Source organism: Pararhizobium capsulatum DSM 1112, assembly GCF_030814475.1.
Taxonomy (GTDB): domain Bacteria; phylum Pseudomonadota; class Alphaproteobacteria; order Rhizobiales; family Rhizobiaceae; genus Pararhizobium; species Pararhizobium capsulatum.
This window is the reverse complement of the sequence record NZ_JAUSVF010000001.1, coordinates 2,610,001-2,626,327: the sequence shown is the minus strand read 5'-3', so window position 1 is coordinate 2,626,327 and position 16,327 is coordinate 2,610,001. Positions and strand designations below refer to the sequence as shown.

General features: G+C 59.0%; 15 protein-coding genes and 1 riboswitch (1 of these 16 cut by a window edge). Of the genes, 11 read left to right on the top strand and 4 right to left on the bottom strand.

Annotation, left to right across the window (positions count from 1 at the left end; all coding sequences use genetic code 11):
- Positions 1-75: 75 nt before the first annotated feature.
- Positions 76-753: an alpha/beta hydrolase gene (locus QO002_RS12830; RefSeq protein ID WP_307230203.1), complete on the bottom strand. Its 678-nt coding sequence runs from the start codon at positions 751-753 to the stop codon at positions 76-78.
- Between the two features lie 222 nt (positions 754-975).
- On the opposite strand from QO002_RS12830, the gene QO002_RS12825 reads away from it, so the two are divergent.
- The 9 genes from QO002_RS12825 (at position 976) to QO002_RS12785 (ending at position 10,413) form a co-directional block, all read left to right on the top strand.
- Positions 976-2,142, top strand: coding sequence for a cysteine desulfurase family protein (locus QO002_RS12825; RefSeq protein WP_307230201.1), 1,167 nt, complete (start codon positions 976-978; stop codon positions 2,140-2,142).
- 140 nt (positions 2,143-2,282) lie between these two features.
- A complete protein-coding gene (gene sufB, locus QO002_RS12820; RefSeq protein ID WP_307230199.1) occupies positions 2,283-3,752 on the top strand; it encodes a Fe-S cluster assembly protein SufB in 1,470 nt (489 codons plus the stop codon).
- 72 nt (positions 3,753-3,824) lie between these two features.
- Positions 3,825-4,580: a Fe-S cluster assembly ATPase SufC gene (gene sufC, locus QO002_RS12815; RefSeq protein WP_307230197.1), complete on the top strand. Its 756-nt coding sequence runs from the start codon at positions 3,825-3,827 to the stop codon at positions 4,578-4,580.
- A gap of 10 nt (positions 4,581-4,590) precedes the next feature.
- Positions 4,591-5,865, top strand: a complete 1,275-nt coding sequence (gene sufD / locus QO002_RS12810; protein WP_307230195.1) for a Fe-S cluster assembly protein SufD — start codon at positions 4,591-4,593, stop codon at positions 5,863-5,865.
- A gap of 13 nt (positions 5,866-5,878) precedes the next feature.
- On the top strand, positions 5,879-7,120 hold the full coding sequence (locus QO002_RS12805) for a cysteine desulfurase (RefSeq protein ID WP_307230193.1): 1,242 nt from the start codon (positions 5,879-5,881) through the stop codon (positions 7,118-7,120).
- Positions 7,121-7,132: 12 nt separating this feature from the next.
- On the top strand, positions 7,133-7,513 hold the full coding sequence (locus QO002_RS12800; protein WP_307230191.1) for an SUF system Fe-S cluster assembly protein: 381 nt from the start codon (positions 7,133-7,135) through the stop codon (positions 7,511-7,513).
- 98 nt (positions 7,514-7,611) lie between these two features.
- Positions 7,612-8,004, top strand: coding sequence for a Fe-S cluster assembly scaffold SufA (gene sufA, locus QO002_RS12795; protein ID WP_307230189.1), 393 nt, complete (start codon positions 7,612-7,614; stop codon positions 8,002-8,004).
- A 103-nt stretch (positions 8,005-8,107) separates the two neighbouring features.
- Positions 8,108-9,982 (top strand): PAS domain-containing sensor histidine kinase, encoded by a 1,875-nt coding sequence (locus QO002_RS12790; RefSeq protein ID WP_307230187.1) that lies wholly within the window; start codon positions 8,108-8,110, stop codon positions 9,980-9,982.
- A 5-nt stretch (positions 9,983-9,987) separates the two neighbouring features.
- Entirely contained in the window at positions 9,988-10,413 is a 426-nt protein-coding gene (locus tag QO002_RS12785) for a response regulator (RefSeq protein WP_307230185.1), read from the top strand.
- A 95-nt stretch (positions 10,414-10,508) separates the two neighbouring features.
- Here the strand turns inward: QO002_RS12785 and gcvP are convergent, their stop codons facing one another.
- The 3 genes from gcvP to gcvT are packed head-to-tail and all read right to left on the bottom strand — an operon-like array spanning position 10,509 to position 14,897.
- The gene (gcvP, locus tag QO002_RS12780) at positions 10,509-13,379 is read right to left on the bottom strand and encodes an aminomethyl-transferring glycine dehydrogenase (RefSeq protein ID WP_307230183.1); all 2,871 of its coding nucleotides are present in this window, start codon (positions 13,377-13,379) and stop codon (positions 10,509-10,511) included.
- Complete coding sequence (gene gcvH, locus QO002_RS12775; protein ID WP_307230181.1) at positions 13,379-13,741, bottom strand: glycine cleavage system protein GcvH; 363 nt, start codon at positions 13,739-13,741, stop codon at positions 13,379-13,381. The genes gcvP and gcvH overlap by 1 nt, the downstream gene beginning before the upstream one ends.
- A gap of 16 nt (positions 13,742-13,757) precedes the next feature.
- On the bottom strand, positions 13,758-14,897 hold the full coding sequence (gcvT, locus tag QO002_RS12770; RefSeq protein WP_307230179.1) for a glycine cleavage system aminomethyltransferase GcvT: 1,140 nt from the start codon (positions 14,895-14,897) through the stop codon (positions 13,758-13,760).
- A gap of 144 nt (positions 14,898-15,041) precedes the next feature.
- Positions 15,042-15,129, bottom strand: a riboswitch (glycine riboswitch).
- 254 nt (positions 15,130-15,383) lie between these two features.
- Between gcvT and QO002_RS12765 the strand changes: the two genes are divergently transcribed.
- Both QO002_RS12765 and QO002_RS12760 read left to right on the top strand, forming a co-directional pair.
- Positions 15,384-15,746 (top strand): hypothetical protein, encoded by a 363-nt coding sequence (locus tag QO002_RS12765; RefSeq protein WP_307230176.1) that lies wholly within the window; start codon positions 15,384-15,386, stop codon positions 15,744-15,746.
- 104 nt (positions 15,747-15,850) lie between these two features.
- Positions 15,851-16,327, top strand: partial view of a DUF1775 domain-containing protein gene (locus QO002_RS12760; protein ID WP_307230174.1) — the 5' end (the start) only. Its footprint extends 492 nt past the window's final position; only the first 477 of its 969 coding nucleotides appear in the window; it begins with the start codon at positions 15,851-15,853; the stop codon falls past the right edge of the window.

Sequence of the window (16,327 nt, the reverse complement as noted above, 5' to 3'; positions counted from 1 at the left end):
CCGCCTTAGCTCTTTGTTTTTGCGCATGTCGTTATGCAAAACCGCTGCACACTTTTGCGCGACATGATTTAAGGATCAGCGGATGCGCTTGGCAGCCGGTTCCGGCGTCAGTTCACCGTTGAGGCGGCGATCCAGATAATCTTCACATTCGCCCATCAGCGTATCGACCTGGCCGTTGAAGAAGTGGTTGGCGCCGGGCAAAGTCTTGTGGGTGATCAGGATGCCCTTCTGTGCCTTCAGCTTCTCAACGAGCGTATTGACGTCCTTCTCCGGCGCGACCTTGTCCAGATCTCCGTTGATGATCAGGCCCGAGGACGGGCAGGGGGCGAGGAAGGAGAAGTCGTAGGTGTTCGGCTGCGGCGCGATCGACATGAAACCTTCGATCTCCGGGCGGCGCATCAGAAGCTGCATGCCGATCCAGGCGCCGAAGGAATAACCGGCGACCCAGCAGCTCTTCGAATCCGGATGCATGCTTTGCACCCAGTCGAGAGCCGAGGCGGCATCGGACAATTCACCGGCGCCGTGGTCGAACTCGCCCTGGCTGCGGCCGATGGAGCGGAAGTTGAAGCGGAGCGTCGTGAAGCCGCGCTTCTGGAACATGTAGAACAGCTGGTAGACGATCTGGTTGTTCATCGTGCCGCCGAACTGGGGGTGCGGATGAAGGACGATGGCGATCGGTGCGTTCTTCTGCTTGGAAGGCTGGTAGCGGCCTTCAAGGCGACCGGCGGGGCCGTTGAAAATGACTTCGGGCATTGTTTCTCCGGGTATGCGTATGGTCCTAAAAAACCGATTCAGACACTGAACTGTCTTGACGAAATCACTCAGCTTTTCTAAAACACAGTTTAGAACCATTCAAAACTGATCACGGGCTTCCGTGGTGATGTCGTCTCTTACGGCAAGCGAAGCGAAAATTTCAAGAAAAATGCACCGGCCGTTTGCCTTTAGATGGGTTGAGGCCGCTGTTTGGCAAGGATCATGACGCAAGCGCGCATCTATATGGACTGGAATGCGACGGCGCCGCTTCTGACCGAAGCGCGCGATGCCTGCTTGTCCGTGCTTGATCTGGTCGGCAATGCTTCGTCCGTTCATGCCGAAGGTCGGCGGATGCGGATGATGATCGAGAACGCGCGTCGCTCCGTTGCTACGTTGTGCGGTGCTTCTGCTGCAAGCGTGATCTTCACCAGCGGTGCGACGGAAGCGGCCAATCTGGTCCTCACTCCTGATTTCCGCATGGGCAAGACGCCGCTGAGGATCGGCCGGCTTTATGTGTCCGCGATCGAGCATCCGGCTTTTCGCGAGGGCGGGCGTTTTGCCAGCCAGGACGTTGAAGAAGTTCCAGTCACGCCAGCCGGCATGATCGATCTCGATGCGCTGAAGGCAGTGCTCGCCGGCCATGATCGGGCGAGCGGTCTTCCGATGGTCGCGGTCATGCTCGCCAACAATGAGACAGGTATCCTGCAGCCGATGGAAACCGTGGCAGCGCTTGTCAAGGAAGCTGGTGGCATCCTTGTCGTCGATGCGGTGCAGGCGGCAGGTCGCGTTTCCTTGTCGATCGAGGAGATCGGCGCGGATTTCATGGTGGTTTCGTCCCATAAAATCGGCGGACCAAAGGGGGCCGGTGCGCTTGTCGCGCGTGGCGAGATCCTCATGCCGTCAGCCTTGATCCGTGGTGGCGGCCAGGAAAAGGGGCATCGCTCCGGAACCGAAAATCCCGTCGCCATCGCCGGCTTTGGCGCGGCGGCTGATATCGCGACGAAGGATATCGAAGCCTGCATGACATTGATTGCAGCTAAGCGCGACCGGTTGGAAAGTGCGATGATGGCCGCGGCACCTGATGTGTTGATCCATGGTCGCGACGGCGCACGTATCGGCAACACGTCTTTCTTCACGATTCCCGGCTTGAAGGCCGAGACGGGGCAGATTGCTTTCGACCTGGAAGGCATTGCCCTTTCGGCCGGTTCCGCCTGCTCGTCGGGCAAGGTCGGGCAGAGCTATGTGCTGACGGCGATGGGGCATGATGCCGGGCAGGGCGCACTGCGTCTTTCCATCGGTCCGTCGACGACCGATACGGATATCGACAGATGTGTAGAGGTCTTTTCGAAGATTTCGGGGCGGCGGCGGCTTTCGGGCGCTGCGGCATGACGAGAAAGTTGCGGAAAGGGAATTTTCCGCTTGGCAAACGGGGTGAAAATCGCCCTTTAGCCATTACATAAGCGATACGCCGAAAACGTATCGGATTGACAAGCTGCCGGACCTTGGATCCGGCAAGATTGGAGAACGACATGGCAGCTGTGCAGGAAACAATCGATCAGGTCGCCCTGATCGATGTGGACCAGTACAAATATGGTTTTGAGACCAAGATTGAAATGGACAAGGCTCCCAAGGGTCTGTCCGAGGATATCATCCGCTTCATCTCCGAGAAGAAGCAGGAGCCGGAATGGATGCTCGAATGGCGTCTCGATGCCTATCGTCGCTGGTTGACGCTGGAAGAACCGAAATGGGCTCGCGTCGATTATCCGAAGATCGATTTCAACGACATCTATTACTACGCCGCGCCAAAGGGCCAGACCGGCCCGAAGTCGCTCGACGAAATCGATCCTGAACTACTGAAGGTTTATGAAAAGCTTGGCATTCCGTTGCGCGAGCAGGAAATGCTGGCCGGCGTGAAGACCTCGAAGATCGCCGTCGACGCTGTCTTCGACTCCGTATCGGTTGTCACGACGTTCAAGGAAGAGCTGAAGAAGGCCGGCGTAATCTTCATGTCGATCTCGGAAGCCATCCGCGAATATCCCGATCTCATCAAGAAGTACCTCGGCTCGGTCGTTCCGACGACGGACAACTATTACGCAACGCTCAACTCGGCCGTCTTCACCGATGGCTCTTTCGTGTTCGTGCCGAAGGGCGTTCGTTGCCCGATGGAACTGTCGACCTACTTTCGCATCAACGAGAAGGACACCGGCCAGTTCGAGCGCACTCTGATCATCGCGGAAGAAGGCGCCTACGTCTCCTACCTCGAAGGCTGCACTGCACCGCAGCGCGATGAAAACCAGCTGCATGCCGCCGTGGTCGAACTCGTTGCGCTTGACGATGCCGAGATCAAGTATTCCACCGTCCAGAACTGGTATCCGGGCGACAAGCAGGGCAGGGGCGGCATCTACAACTTCGTCACCAAGCGTGGCGATTGCCGTGGCAACCGCTCGAAGATCTCGTGGACGCAGGTCGAAACCGGCTCGGCGATCACCTGGAAATATCCGAGTTGCATCCTGCGCGGTGACGACAGCCGCGGCGAGTTCTACTCGATCGCCGTTTCTAACGGCTATCAGCAGATCGACAGCGGCACGAAGATGATCCACCTCGGCAAGAACACGTCGAGCCGTATCGTCTCCAAGGGCATTGCTGCCGGTTTCAGCCAGAACACCTATCGCGGCCAGGTCTCGACCCACCGCAAGGCATCGAACGCCCGCAACTTCACGCAGTGCGACTCGCTTCTGATCGGCGACAAGTGCGGTGCGCATACCGTGCCTTACATTGAGGCAAAGAACTCGACGGCACAGTTCGAGCATGAAGCCACGACGTCGAAGATTTCCGAAGACCAGCTGTTTTACTGCCTGCAGCGTGGCATCCCGACCGAAGCAGCGATCGCGTTGATCGTCAACGGTTTCGTCAAGGAAGTCATCCAGGAGCTACCGATGGAATTTGCCGTCGAAGCGCAGAAGCTGATCGGCATCTCGCTCGAAGGCTCCGTGGGCTAGGCTCGGCTACCCGAATTGAACCAGCGCGCGCAAAGCCGCGTGCATTGCTTGTGTTCCCAAGAGGACAATAGAATGCTTGAAATCAAGAACCTCCATGCCCGCATCGCCGAAGACGGCACTGAAATTATCCGTGGCCTGAACCTGACCGTGAAAGCCGGCGAAGTTGCCGCCATCATGGGCCCGAACGGCTCGGGCAAGTCGACGCTCTCCTACATCCTGTCTGGCCGCTCGGACTACGAAGTCACCGAAGGCGATATTCTTTATAACGGCGAGAGCATTCTCGATCTCGACCCGTCCGAACGTGCGGCAAAGGGCATCTTCCTGGCTTTCCAGTATCCGGTTGAAATTCCTGGCGTCGCAACGATGCAGTTCCTGAAGGTCGCGCTCAACGAGCAGCGCAAGTATCGCGGCGAAGACGAGCTGACGACGCCGGACTTCATCCGCCGCGTCAAGGAAGCGTCCGCAAAGCTGCAGATCAACCCGGAGATGCTGAAGCGTCCGCTCAACGTCGGCTTCTCCGGCGGTGAGAAGAAGCGTGCCGAAATCCTGCAGATGGCGCTCTTGGAGCCAAAGCTCTGCATCCTTGATGAAACCGACTCGGGCCTCGACATCGATGCGCTGAAGGTCGTTGCCGATGGCGTCAACGCGCTACGCTCGCCGGATCGCGCCGTCATCGTCATCACCCACTATCAGCGCCTGCTCGAATACATCGTGCCGGATACCGTCCACGTTCTCTACAAGGGCCAGGTCATCAAGTCCGGCGACAAGTCGCTGGCGCTCGATCTCGAAGCCAACGGATATGCAGATATCATCGGCGCGGCCGCCTGAGGAGCTTTCCATGAACATCCAGACGGCAATCACGATGACGGCCTCAGAGACGGCTCTCGTCGATGCCTATACCGCCCAGCTCGGCGAACTGCCGGGTGATGGCGCCGTGCTTTCGGCGCGAGATACCCTGTTGAATGCGCTGAAAAAGGAAGGTCTGCCGACGCGGCGCATCGAATCCTGGCACTATACCGACCTGCGCGCCCTGCTGCGTGCCGTGCCGGCTGTCGATCCCGCCGCTTTTTCGGAAGGCGTCGATCCGCTTGTCGCAGGCTCGTCGGTTCTGTCCGTTCTAAATGGCAAGGCGAGCGTAAAGGCTGCGCCGGCTGGCATCCACGTTCGCACCTATGGCGAAAGCCTTGTGGAAGGTGTGGCCGCAGCTGATCTCGTTGAGCGTGGCAGCGACGACGTGATTGGCCGCATCAATGGCGCTTTCGTCCGTGACGGTTTCGAGATTGAAATTCCGGCCGACACCGAGCTTTCTCACCCGTTGGAACTGCAGCTCGTTCAGAGCGCCGGCCAGAGCCACAGCCGTTTCCCGATCACCTTCGGTGTAAACTCGAAGGCGCTCGTCATCGAGCGTCATCTTTCCACAAACGATGCTCCGAGCCTTGTGACGACGGTCAGTGATCTCATCCTCGATGAAGGCGCCGAGATCACCTGGGTCATCCTGCAGCAGCAGGGCGCGTCCGACAGCCATCTGGGCCAAGTAAATTTCGACCTCGGAACCGATGCCAAGCTGAAGCTCTTCATCATCAATGCCGGCGGCAAGCTGGTGCGCCAGGAAATCCATGGCGTGACGACAGGCGAGGGTGCTGATTTCCAGCTGCGCGGCATCAACCTGCTCGGCGGCGACAGCCATACGGACGTGACCTTCACGCTCGGTCATGACGTGCCGCATACCACGTCCACGGAGATCATCCGCAACGTGCTGTTCGATCGCGCCAAGGGCGTGTTCCAAGGGCAGATCCGGGTTGCTCCGGATGCGCAGAAGACAGATGCGCGCATGGCCTGCAACACGCTGCTTCTCTCAGACGACGCCGATTTTTCGGCCAAGCCGGAGCTGGAGATCTTCGCCGACGACGTCCAGTGCGGCCATGGCGCCACCGTCATCGATATCAACCCGACGCACCTCTACTACCTGCAGGCTCGCGGGATTCCCGAAAACAAGGCGCGCGCCATGCTGGTCAACGCCTTCGTCGACGAGATCGTCGAGGAACTGGAAGACGAGTCGCTGATCGAGCATCTGGAATCGATCATCGCTTCCTGGCTCGAAAAGCGGGCCTGATTGGACATTGACCATGGAACACACGGTACCGGTGCCTGCCTACGACGTTGAAGCGATCCGCAAGGATTTTCCGATCCTGTCGCGCCAAGTCTATGGCAAGCCGCTCGTCTATCTCGACAACGGCGCCTCGGCCCAGAAGCCGCAGGTGGTCATTGATGCCGTGTCCCATGCCTATGCCAACGAATATGCCAACGTCCATCGCGGCCTGCATTTCCTGTCGAATGCCGCGACGGACGCTTACGAGGCTGCGCGCGAAAAGGTGCGCCGCTTCCTGAATGCGCCCTCCGTCGACAACATCGTCTTCACCAAGTCCTCCACCGAAGCGATCAACACGGTCGCCTACGGTTACGGCATGCCGAAAATCGGTGAGGGCGACGAGATCGTACTCTCGATCATGGAGCATCACTCCAACATCGTTCCGTGGCATTTCATGCGCGAGCGGCAAGGCGCAAAGATCGTCTGGGCGCCGGTGGACGACCAGGGAACGTTTCATATCGACGACTTCGTCAAATGCCTGACAGAGAAGACCAGGCTCGTCGCGATTACACATATGTCGAATGCGCTCGGCACCGTCGTTCCAGTGAAGGAAATCTGCCGGATCGCGCATGAGCGTGGCATTCCGGTGCTGGTTGATGGCAGCCAGGCAGCCGTTCATATGCCGGTCGATGTCCAGGATATCGACTGCGACTGGTATGTCATGACCGGCCACAAGCTTTACGGCCCCTCCGGTATCGGTGTCCTGTTCGGCAAGACCGATCGGCTTAAGGAGATGCGGCCCTTCATGGGCGGCGGCGAAATGATCCTTGAGGTGACCGAGGACGTCGTTACCTACAACGATCCACCGCACCGCTTCGAGGCCGGTACACCGCCGATCGTGCAGGCGATCGGGCTCGGCTATGCGCTGGACTACATGGAGAACATCGGCCGCGCGTCGATTGCCAGGCATGAAGCTGACCTCGCGGCTTATGCGCACGAGCGGCTATCCACCATCAATTCGCTTCGGGTGATCGGCAATGCGCCAGGCAAGGGCGGCATCTTTTCGTTCGAACTGGAAGGTATCCATGCCCACGATGTGTCGATGGTGATCGATCGGGCGGGGGTGGCAGTGCGTGCCGGCACCCATTGCGCCATGCCGCTCTTGAAACGCTTCGGCGTGACCTCCACATGCCGTGCATCCTTTGGCCTTTACAATACCCGGGCCGAAGTGGACGTTTTGGTCGATGCACTCAACCAGGCCCGCAAATTCTTTGCGTAAGGAATGATTTCGATGAGCCTTGATACGACAGCAGACAAGATCGACGTGCGCGAGGGGATCGTGCATTCCGCCATCCCCGCGGACGAACTTGCGCGGCTGAGCGACGATATCGTGTCGGCCTTGAAAACGGTTTATGACCCGGAAATTCCGGCCGATATCTTCGAACTCGGTCTGATCTACAAGATCGACATCGAGGACGACCGCATGGTGAAGATCGCCATGACGCTAACAGCGCCAGGCTGCCCGGTCGCTGGCGAAATGCCGGGCTGGGTCGAAAATGCCGTTGGCGCCGTCGAGGGCGTTTCCGGCGTTGAAGTCTCGATGACCTTCGATCCGCCGTGGACGCCAGACCGGATGTCAGAGGAGGCACAGGTCGCGGTTGGTTGGTACTGACATCCGCACAAGCCGGATTGATCCGTTAACGTCAGCACATTACATTTGATTCTGGAAGGACCGGGCCTTGAACCCGGTTGTGCAAGGAGAGTGAGCCGATGGGCTTTGCAGTCATGAGTTTGACCGAGGCGGCCGCCGGTCGCGTTCAGGCAATCGTCGAGAACGCCGGCGGTGATGCCAAGGGTATCCGCGTTTCCATCAAGAAGGGCGGCTGCGCCGGTATGGAATATGCTGTCGACATGGTGACCGAGCCTAATCCGAAGGACGATCTGGTCGAATTCAGTGGTGCCAAGGTCTGGGTTGCGCCGGAGGCTGTTCTTTACCTGCTCGGCACCCGCATGGATTTCGAAGTGACGACGCTTCGCTCCGGCTTCACCTTCACCAACCCGAACCAGACATCGGCTTGCGGCTGCGGCGAATCGGTCGAGCTTAAACCTGCGGATCTGGCAACCCTTGCTGCAGCAGGTGGCGCGACGGTGCGCGCGGGCTAAAACAGCCCGTTACGCATCGCAGATGCGGCCATTTTCGGTGGCGTATTGCAATTTTTTGCACATGTGTATGATGCGCGTCTCCATGTCGGGATAGGCTCAGCACATGCCGTATGCCAAAGAAAATTTCGAGCACGCCTTATACGAGTCCTTCCCCGAATGCGTGGTCTTTGCTGATGACAAGGGAATGGTGCGCTCCCTGAACAAGGCAGCGAAAACAACCTTTGGCTACGAAGATTGCGAGGTTATCGGCAAGCATGTCTCCATGCTGCATGGGGACGAGGCCGAGTTCAGAATTGCAAAGGAAGAGGGTTTCCTTTCGCAATCGCCCCGGACATTCGACGATTTGGTTTTCCGGTATCGTCGAAAGGATTCCACCGAGTTCAAAGGGCAGTTGACCGGCAGCCGGGTGGTTGACGACCAGGGCATTTTGCAAGGCTACATCGGTGTGATACGCGATGTGACCGAGCAGGTTGCACGAGACACCTACCGCCGGGCTCTCAAAAGGGCGACCGATGACGCATTGGATGCGGTGCCAGTAGGTTTTGCCATCTTCGACGAAAACGAAAAAGTGCTCCTCTTCAATCGCGCTTACCGGGATATGTGCGGCAAGGCTGGCTACAGCGTCTTCGTGGGAGCGACGCTCGAAGGCATTCTGCAGGCCAATATGAAGGTTGGTAACTACCTCGATTTCCCGCCGGGAACCCCCGCCGCAGAGGAATGGCTGGAAAAGCGGCGCGCCAACAACCGCGGGCCTTCAGGAACCGTTATTTTCCGTCATGGTGACGACCGCTGGATCCGTTCCGAGAGCCTTGCAACCCCGCACGGTCATGTCGTCAGCCTGCGCATCGACGTGACGGACGTCAAACAGGCGGAGTTGGCTCTGGAAGCCAAGCAGCGTGAATATCTGGCCCTGCTCCAGATTCTTCCGGAAATGGTTCTGCGAGTTGACGATAAACTGAAAATACTTTTCGCGAATGATCACTACGCCGCCCGCTACAACATGACCGGCGAAGAAATTTCCGGGAGGGACGGACGGACGCTTTGGCCTGCCGAACAGCTACATATGGTCGAGGAGGCTTTTTCGCGTTTTACGCCGGATGAACCCGTCCGTTCACGCGAATATCGATATGTCGCGGCCGACGGCACCGAAACCTGGATACTCTGGACCGGTGTCGCCGTATTTAAGGGCAAGAAGCCCGTGGAACTGGTCACCGTCGGGCGTGATGTGACGGAGCTGAAGGTACAGCAGGACCGTCTTGCGGAGCAGACCGCCGAACTCCAACGCAAGAACGATGCGCTGAACCAATTCACGGCCACCGTCTCCCACGACCTCAAGGCGCCGCTCAGACATCTCTCGATGTTTTCGGACATGATATCGGAGGATCTGGTTTCAGGTCATCTCGATGAAATTCCTGTTTATGCGAAGCACCTTCGCCAAAGTGCAAGGCGTATGGACCAGTTGATCGACAGCCTCCTGGAATATGCCCAGATCGTGGATCAGATCGACAACTGGCAGCACGTGAACCTCAGCGATATCGTTGCCGACGCCATCGCGAACCTCGACAGCTTTATTCGCGAGGCAGGAGCTCTCATCGAGCTTGGTCCTCTGCCCAGAGTGCGCGGCGATGCGGAGCTTTTGAAGCGGCTGTGCCAGAATCTGATCGGCAATGCCGTGAAATACCGTCGCGATGATGTCGCGCCGATTATCAAAGTCTATGGCGAGACGGAAAATAGTGTCGTGACGCTCTGCGTCGAAGACAATGGCATCGGGGTGGAGCCTCGTTATGCCAAGAAAATTTTCGATGTCTTCCAGAGGCTCCATCGTGACGAAACGCGCTATCCGGGAACAGGTATCGGCCTGTCGCTCGCAAAGCGGATATCGGAAAGTCACAATGGCTCCATCGAGCTTGACACGACGTTCCAAGGCGGTGCACGTTTCGTGGTGACGCTTCCAGAAGCACCAAGATCGGAAGAATAGAAGACGTGGCAACCGGCGTAAAAAGACTGCTTGTCGTCGAAGACGATATGGTCGATGCGCGTTTCGTGATCCGGGCTTTTACGGACATCGGAACAGGTCTGGAAATTATCCATGTGACGGATGCCGACAACGCAACGATTTCGCTATCGGACGGTCAATTCGACTATGTTCTTCTGGACATCAACATTCCCGGGACCGATGGCATGGAGTTGCTGCGCCAGATTCGCAACAATGAGAAAACTGCCGTCCTCCCGGTGATCATGCTGACATCATCCATGAACCCGCGCGACGTCTATCGTTCCTATGCCTCCGGTGCCAACGCCTATGCGATCAAGCCGTCCTCGATCAGCGGCTACCGGGAGTTTGCCGAGGGCTTTTCGCGATTCTGGCTGGATGTCGCGGTACATCCCCACACGACGCGGCCTCACTAAATAGCTGTCAGGATATATCGCGCTCGGCGCGTTCGGGCTTATTGCAACCCCGGAGCCATGGCGCGCCGTAGCTCGACGCGCCATGGTTTTCCTGCTTACTCGGCCGCCTCGGCATAGTCCTCGAGCGGCGGGCAGGTGCAGACAAGATTGCGGTCGCCGTAGACATTGTCGACGCGGTTGACCGAAGACCAGTACTTGTCGACCCGGAAAGCGCCGGGCGGGAAGCAGGCCTGCTCTCGCGTATAGGGACGATCCCATTCGCCGACCAGATCTTCCACCGTGTGCGGCGCGTTCTTGAGCGGGTTGTTCAGCCTGTCCATGCGGCCTTCCTCGATATCGCGGGCTTCCTGACGGATTGCCAGCATCGCATCGCAGAAACGGTCGAGTTCCGCCTTGGTCTCCGATTCGGTCGGCTCGATCATCAACGTGCCGGCGACCGGCCAGCTCATGGTGGGGGCGTGGAAGCCGCAGTCGATCAGGCGCTTGGCGACATCATCGACGGTGACGCCGGCACTGTCGACCAGCGGGCGGGTGTCGATGATGCACTCATGCGCAACACGGCCCTTGGCCGACTTGTAGAGCACGTCATAGGCGCCCTTCAGGCGGGCGGCGATGTAGTTGGCGTTGAGGATCGCTACCTTCGTCGCCTGCGTCAGGCCTTCGCCGCCCATCATCAGGCAGTAGCTCCAGGAAATCGGCAGGATCGAGGCCGAGCCGAAGGGAGCGGCCGATACAGCACCCGTGCCGCCGAGCCCCTCGATTTCCGGGTGGCTCGGGAGGTAGGGAGCAAGGTGCGCCTTGACGCCGATCGGACCCATGCCCGGACCGCCCCCGCCGTGGGGAATGCAGAAGGTCTTGTGCAGGTTGAGATGGCTGACGTCGCCGCCAATGTCACCGGGGCGGGCAAGACCGACCATGGCGTTCATGTTGGCGCCGTCCATGTAGACCTGACCGCCATGCCTGTGGACGATCTCGCAGACCTCACCGACGTTTTCTTCGAACACGCCATGGGTTGAGGGATAGGTGATCATGCAGCAGGAGAGGTTGGCTCCATACTGGTTCGCCTTGGCGCGGAAATCGTCCATGTCGATGTCGCCATTGTCAGAGACCTTGACGACCACGACCTTCATGCCGGCCATCTGGGCAGACGCCGGATTGGTGCCATGGGCGGAGGTCGGGATCAGGCAAACGTCGCGATGATCGTCGCCACGGGCAAGGTGATAGGCGCGGATCGTCAGCAGACCGGCATATTCGCCCTGCGCACCGGAGTTCGGCTGCATGGAGATCGCATCGTAACCGGTGATGACGCAGAGCTTCTGCGACAGGTCGTCGATCATGTAGCGATAGCCTTCGGCCTGGTCTGCCGGCACGAACGGATGGATTTCCGAAAATTCCGGCCAGGTGATCGGCAGCATTTCCGCCGTCGCATTGAGCTTCATGGTGCAGGAGCCGAGCGGGATCATCGAGCGGTCGAGCGCGAGGTCGCGGTCGGCCAGCCGGCGGATGTAGCGGGTCATCTCGCTTTCCGCGCGGTTCATGTGGAAGATCGGATGCGTCAGGTATTCGCTGGTGCGCAGCAGGGCTTCCGGCAGGCGGTAGTCCGGTTCGAACTCTTCCACCTTGAAATCGCCGCCGAAGGCACGCCAGACGGCTTCAAGCGTCACCGGGCGCGAACGCTCGTCGAGGCTAATGCCGATCCTGGTATCGCCGATCTTGCGCAGGTTCACTTCCTCGGCGACCGCGGTCTTGAGGATGATGCCCTGCAGCTTGCCGACATCGACGGTGATCGTATCGAAGAACACATCTGGCTCGACGGTATAGCCGAGCTTTTCAAGGCCCATGGCAAGCCGTACGGTCTTCTGGTGCACGCTCTGGGCGATAGCCTTGATGCCCTTCGGCCCATGGAACACCGCATACATCGAAGCCATGACGGCGAGCAGAACCTGCGCGGTGCAGATGTTGGATGTCGCCTTTTCGCGGCGGATGTGCTGTTCGCGGGTCTGAAGCGATAGGCGATAGGCGCGGTTGCCGCGGGAATCGACGGAAACACCGACGAGGCGGCCGGGCATGGAACGCTTGTAGGCATCCTTGACGGCCATATAGGCGGCATGCGGGCCACCATAGCCGACCGGTACGCCAAAGCGCTGACTGCAGCCGATTGCGATGTCGGCGCCCATTTCGCCCGGCGACTTCAGCAGCGCCAGCGACAGCGGATCGGCTGCAACGACGGCAATCGCGCCGGTCTGATGCAGACGGGCGATCAGGCCTGAGAAATCGCGGACATGACCATAGGTGCCGGGATACTGGAAGATCGCGCCAAAGACATCGGCAGATTCCAGGTCTTTCGCGGGATCACCGACAACGACGGTCCAGTCGAGCGGCTCGGCACGGGTCCTCACAAGCGCGATCGTCTGCGGGTGGCAGTTTTCGTCAACGAAGAAGGTCTTCTGCTTGGACTTCGACACGCGCTCCGCCATCGCCATGGCTTCGGCGGCAGCGGTCGCCTCGTCAAGCAGCGACGCGTTGGCGACGTCGAGACCGGTCAGGTCGCACACCATGGTCTGGTAGTTCAGCAGCGCTTCGAGACGACCTTGGCTGATCTCGGGCTGATAGGGCGTATAGGCCGTGTACCAGGCCGGGTTTTCCAGGATGTTGCGCTGGATGACCGGCGGCGTGATCGTGCCGTAGTAACCCTGGCCGATCAGCGAGACGAGCTTCTTGTTGCGGTTCGCGGTCTCGCGCATCTTGTCGAGCGCCTCGCGCTCGGTCATCGGCGCGCCCCATTCGAGCGCGCTCTTCTGCCGGATCGACGGCGGAACAGTGTCGTCGATCATCGCATCAAGGCTCGGATAGCCGATGACTTTGAGCATCTCGGCCATTTCTTCCGGCGAAGGGCCGATATGACGCCGATTGGCGAAGTCATAGGGTTTGTAGTCGGTGAAGGTAAAATCAGTGGGCATGCTCATCAGGCGATAAGCTCCTTGTAGGCGGCTTCGTCGAGTAGGGCGTTGACGGCCGAAGGATCGCTGAGCTTTAGCTTGAAGAACCAGCCGGCGCCCTGCGGGTCACTATTGACCAGCGACGGGTCGTCGACGATGGCCTGGTTGCTCTCAACGATCTCGCCATCAAGCGGACAATAGACATCGGAAGCAGCCTTGACGGATTCGACGGTCGATGCGGTGTCGCCCTTGGCAAAGGCCGAACCGGCCTCGGGAAGTTCGACGAAAACCAAATCGCCCAGCTGTTCCACGGCATAGGCAGTGATGCCGACCGTCGCGACGCCACCCTCGATCTTCAGCCATTCATGTTCATCGGTAAATTTCAACATCGGGTTCAGCTCCTGATCAGCGCTTGTAGCTTGGGGTGACAAAAGGAAGGGCGGTAACGGTTACGGCCAAGTACTTGCCGCGAACTTCGGCGAACACGGTCGTGCCGGGAGAGGCGAGGTCGGTCGGGACGTAGCCCATGGCGACGGGGAATTCCGCGCTTGGGCCAAAACCGCCTGATGTAACGGAACCGATCGGATTGCCGCCTTCGGCCGTGGCGAAAAGCAATGCACCACCGCGAACGGGTGCCTTGCCTTCCGGTTTCAGGCCCACGCGACGTCGGCTTGCGCCATTGGATAGCTGGCGAAGGATAAAATCGGCGCCGGGATAGCCGCCTTCACGGCTGCCGCCTCCGCGTCGTACTTTTTGCAGCGCCCATTGGAGCCCGGCCTCCACCGGCGTCGTGCCGGTATCGATGTCATTGCCATAGAGACAAAGGCCAGCCTCGAGCCGCAATGAATCGCGGGCGCCAAGACCGATCGGCAGGACATCGGGATGTTCGAGAATGCGGCGAGCGACATCTTCGGCCGAAGCGGCGGGAATGGAGATCTCGAAACCGTCCTCGCCGGTATAGCCGGAACGCGAGATGATGCAGGGCACATCATGCAATTCGGCCTCGGCGACATCCATGAAGCGCATGGTGGCGATATCGGCCCACAGCTCGGCCAGCACGCTGACGGCATGCGGCCCCTGAAGCGCAATCAGCGCGCGGTCCTCCAGCATTTCGAGATCGCAGGTATCGCTAAGATGGGTTTTCAAATGGGCAAAATCGGCGTCCTTGCAGGCGGCATTGACCACCAGAAACAGGTGATCGCCACGATTTGCCACCATCAGGTCGTCGAGAATTCCGCCGTTCGCGTTGGTGAACAGCGCATAACGTTGTCTGCCTTCCCCGAGCCCGAGAACATCGACGGGAACGAGCTTTTCGAGCGCAAGTGCTGCATCCTCGATCCGTCCGGATTTTGCGGTGAGGCGGATCTGGCCCATATGGGATACGTCGAACAGGCCCGCCGCTGTGCGGGTGTGCAGATGCTCCTTCAGCACGCCTGCCGGATATTGCACCGGCATGTCATAACCGGCAAACGGCACCATGCGAGCGCCGAGGGAAACATGCAGTGCATGTAGCGGGGTCTGTTTCAGGGGGGAACGATCGTCCAAATCCGGCCTCCAGGTCTGGCGCGATGCGCCGGCTCCAACTTACCGACGCACTTGTGGCGTCGTTCATAGAGCCCCCTCTGTCCCTTTGCCTGAGATTGTTATCCCTTCGGCGAGCGGAAAAATGCTTCTCTCCAGAGTCCTATAGGCACCTTGCTGGTCCTTTGGCCTGAGAGTTTCCGGGGCGGTTGCTCCTTCGGCACCGGTCGAAACCGGATTCTCCCAACAAGATCATCCTCAGATAACGGTGATACCGGAAGCTTGGCAAGCGTAAAATGTCGCGCCCAAACAGATTTCTGTCGCTGCATATCAAGTGCATCGTGGCATTTGGAATCCCATGCTGTGTCGACTGAAATATTGAGATGGATTTTCTGGCGCTTCGGGGTGAGGCGCCTGAACTTGCGGTTTGCTTTTTCATCACGTTCGGATTATTTCCGGACATCTCGGGTGAGGGTACACGCAATGCGGAAACGACGGAATTTGGGAGTGATGACGCGCCTTGTGGCTGCGTTCGCGCTTCTATTTTCCGTCTTCGCCCATCAGGTACCTGCCGCACGCGCGCTCGATCCCGTCGCGGCCTCGTACCTTCCCCTGCCGGACGGCACGATTGCCGATATCTGCTTCGGAACTGACGGCGTATCTGATCAGGATCATTCGGTTCCGCACGAGAAGCAGGCGCCATTCTGTGACTATTGCCGATTGGCAAGCACTGCGTTTGTGCCGGAAGCACCGCATGAGCACTTTCTCGTCCGTGGCTATCTCCGCATAGCGGAGAGGGCGGTATTCGAGCCCGCCCTTGTTGATCGCTACCATCCGCGCCCACACGCACGCGCACCCCCTGCGCTCGCATGATTGCGCCGCGCTATAGCCGGCAAGCTTCAACATCACGACGAGACAAACGCCTTAAATCAGGCGGAAACCGGCCTTGCGAAACAGCGCCGGCCAGGAGACAGACGATGAACCGCATTCATATTTCCCTGCTTGCTGCAGGATTTTCGCTCGTTGGAGCGGCCAGTGCTTTTGCCCACGCAAGCTTTGAAAACGACAAGGCCGTGTCCGAACGGGGCTTCAAGGCCATCCTGCAGATACCGCATGGTTGCGATGGCAAGCCGACCAATGAGGTGCAGGTAAAGCTGCCCGAGGGATTCGTATTCGCCAAGCCGCAGCCCAAGGCTGGCTGGACGCTGGAAATCATCAAGGGCGACTATCAGAAGACCTATGACGATCATGGCAAGCCGGTGAAATCCGGTCCTCTGGAAATTCGCTGGAAGGGCGGCGAACTGCCGGATGAATATTACGATACCTTCGTCATCAGCGGTCGCATCTCGGGTTTTGACAAGGAAACGGAAATAGCTTTCCCCGTAATCCAACTGTGCGGTACCGACGGCAAGGTGACGTGGGATCAGATCCCTGCGGCGGGGCAGAGCGCTCAC